The 2502-nt window shown below is 64.4% G+C and carries 3 protein-coding genes and 1 pseudogene; 2 read left to right on the top strand and 2 right to left on the bottom strand.

Going from position 1 to position 2502, the window contains the following annotated elements; all coding sequences use genetic code 11:
• Together EOA28_RS32245 and serB are read right to left on the bottom strand one after the other, a co-directional pair.
• Positions 1-313 (bottom strand): GNAT family N-acetyltransferase (locus EOA28_RS32245; RefSeq protein ID WP_148670993.1); only part of this gene is annotated, 313 nt, incomplete at its 3' end.
• Positions 310-1197 (bottom strand): phosphoserine phosphatase SerB, encoded by an 888-nt coding sequence (serB, locus tag EOA28_RS32240; RefSeq protein WP_127251565.1) that lies wholly within the window; start codon positions 1195-1197, stop codon positions 310-312. The genes serB and EOA28_RS32245, both read right to left, overlap by 4 nt.
• Here serB and miaA point away from each other — a divergent pair.
• Both miaA and EOA28_RS32230 read left to right on the top strand, forming a co-directional pair.
• On the top strand, positions 1187-2131 hold the full coding sequence (gene miaA / locus EOA28_RS32235) for a tRNA (adenosine(37)-N6)-dimethylallyltransferase MiaA (protein ID WP_127251575.1): 945 nt from the start codon (positions 1187-1189) through the stop codon (positions 2129-2131). The two genes, serB and miaA, sit on opposite strands and share 11 nt — an antisense overlap.
• Positions 2132-2257: 126 nt before the next feature.
• A pseudogene (locus EOA28_RS32230) lies at positions 2258-2502 on the top strand (GGDEF domain-containing protein); the annotation flags it as partial.

Raw genomic sequence — 2502 nt, 5'->3', positions numbered from 1 at the left:
CCCAGAATTCGGGCGCCAGCCGCCAGCCGATCTCAATCGTGCCGGGCGCCAGCACGTCGATGTCTTCCGTTCCGGACAAGCCGACGAAGCCGACGCATTCGCCGGTCGCGGCAATCTCGGCCGCGGCGAAGCCATATCCATCCTCATCGATCCAGGCGCGGACTTCGTCCATCTTGGCGTCAGCCGCGGCGCGGTCGCGGCGGAACGGGAAGAATTCCATCACGCGCTCATCGGAGTTGATGCGGTGGAAAAGCGCGCGGTCGCGATCCTCCCAGTTGCGCAGGATCAGGCGCTCGATGCGGATCGGCTTCATTCCACAAACTCATCCCGGCGGTAGCCCTGGAGATAGAGCAGCGCGGTCAGGTCGCCATGATCGATGCGAATGCGTGCCTGCTCGGCCACCGCCGGCTTGGCGTGCAGCGCGACGCCGGTGCCGGCAAGACGGATCATGTCGAGATCGTTGGCGCCGTCGCCGACCGCGATGGCATCCTCTGTTGTCAGCGCGAGCCTCGCGGCAATGTCCAGCAGCGCTTCGGCCTTCGCGGCGCGCCCGAGGATGGGCTCGGTCACCATGCCGGCGAATCTGCCGTCTTCCTCGATCAGCCGGTTGGCCCGGTTTTCCTGGAATCCCAGCATGGCGGCGATGCGGCTGGTGAAGACGTCGAAGCCGCCGGAGACCAGCGCAGTCCAGGCGCCGTTGGCACGCATCGTCTGCACCAATGCGCGGCCGCCGGCGGCGAGCGTCAGCCGATTGGCGATGATGCGGTCGACCACCGCCGTGTCCAGGCCTTTCAGCAAGGCGACGCGTTCCCGCAAGGCCGGCTCGAAGGCGATCTCGCCATTCATCGAGCGCGCAGTGATCGCCGCTACATGGTCCTTGACGCCAATCTCGTCGGCAAGCTCGTCGATGCACTCCTGATCGATCATCGTCGAATCCATGTCGGCGAGCAGGATCTTCTTGCGCCTGCCTTCGGCGGGCTGGACGACGACATCGACCGGCTCGGAAGCCAGTGCGGCGCGCAGATTGGCGGTCATTTCGCCGATATCCGGCGTCTGCGGCAGGACGAGGTCGCAGGCGACGTCTTCAGCCAGCCAACGGACAGCGCTTGCGCCGGCAGCCTGCAAGGCCATATTCGCAAGGGAGGCGGGCACGGCGCGGGCTTCTGGACGGGACACTAGAGTGGCGATCAGCGGCATTGAACATTCCGGCAGGCAGGCGGGCGAAGGCCGCGTCAAGAACGCGATCCTGATAGCCGGGCCTACGGCCAGCGGCAAGTCGGCGCTGGCGCTCGATCTTGCCGAACTCAAGGGCGGGGTCATCGTCAACACCGATTCCATGCAGGGCTATTCGGTGCTTGACGCCTTGACCGCGCGACCGACCGCCGCCGAAACGGCACGCGTGCCGCATTTCCTCTATGGCCATGTGCATCCCTCCACGGCCTATTCCACCGGCGCCTGGCTGCGCGACGTGACGAAGCTGATTGACGATGGCGTCCTGTCGGGCCGTCCGGTTGTTTTCGTCGGCGGCACCGGGCTCTATTTCCGCGCGCTGGCTGAAGGCATCTCGGATATGCCGGACATTCCACCGGCGGTGCGTGAGCGCTGGCGCTACGAGCTCAAGGAGCAAGGAGCCGAAAGACTGCATCGCCTGCTGATGCATGAGGATTCAACCATGGCCATGCAACTCAGGCCGACGGACGGTCAGCGGATCGTGCGGGCGCTCGAAGTGCTCGATGCTTCGGGACGTTCCCTCCTGGAGTGGCAGGCGGCGCGCGGCCGTCCGCTGATCGACCGCGACAGCGCTCGTTTCCTGGTGATCGAGCCGGACCGGGCGCAACTGGTCCGGCGCATCGAGGCGCGTTTCGACCAGATGCTCGACAAGGGCGCGCTGGACGAAGTGCGGCAGCTTACGGCGCTTGGGCTCGACCCGGACCTGCCGGCGATGAAGGCGATCGGGGTGCGCGAGCTGCAGGCGGCGATGGCCGGACAGTGCGGCTTTCCCGAGGCGATCGAGCGAGCCAAGATCGCGACTCGGCAGTATGCCAAGCGCCAATCGACCTGGTTCAGGCACCAACTGGGCGCGGAGTGGCGCAGGCTGCGACCGGACGATCAACCGGCAGTTCGCGACTGACAAAAAGGCTTTTTCAATCAGCGCCTTAAAATCCTTTGTTCTAATTCTCTCCAGGGTTGTCCGGGTTAACGGTCCGTAAGGTCCGCTATGGCATAAGCTCAGGGGTTACAGTGGCGCGGGGAGTAGATGCGTTTCCACAAGGCGGAATCCGCTTTTTTCGTCTTTATTTTCGTGATCCTGGCCGCTGGCCTGGTGACCTTCCATGCCTTTGGTCAGTTACAGGACATCGCCTCGGACCTCGATGCCGCATCGCGTGTCGACAAAATCGTCTATCTGAACAAATTGCTTTTCGTCACTGGCGCGCTGCTGGCGACCGCGCTGTTCTTCGGCACTTTCTTCATCTACCCGCTGATCCGCGGCCAGGTGCGGGA

Origin of the sequence: Mesorhizobium sp. M2A.F.Ca.ET.067.02.1.1, from assembly GCF_004023285.1 — a bacterium.
Classification (GTDB): Bacteria; Pseudomonadota; Alphaproteobacteria; order Rhizobiales; family Rhizobiaceae; genus Mesorhizobium.
Note: the sequence above shows the minus strand (reverse complement) of the source record. Positions and strands in the feature narration are given on the sequence as shown.

Excerpts from the sequence above, each read along its gene's own strand:
- serB (WP_127251565.1), bottom strand. The coding sequence starts at position 1,197 with ATGCCGCTGATCGCCACTCTAGTGTCCCGTCCAGAAGCCCGCGCCGTG.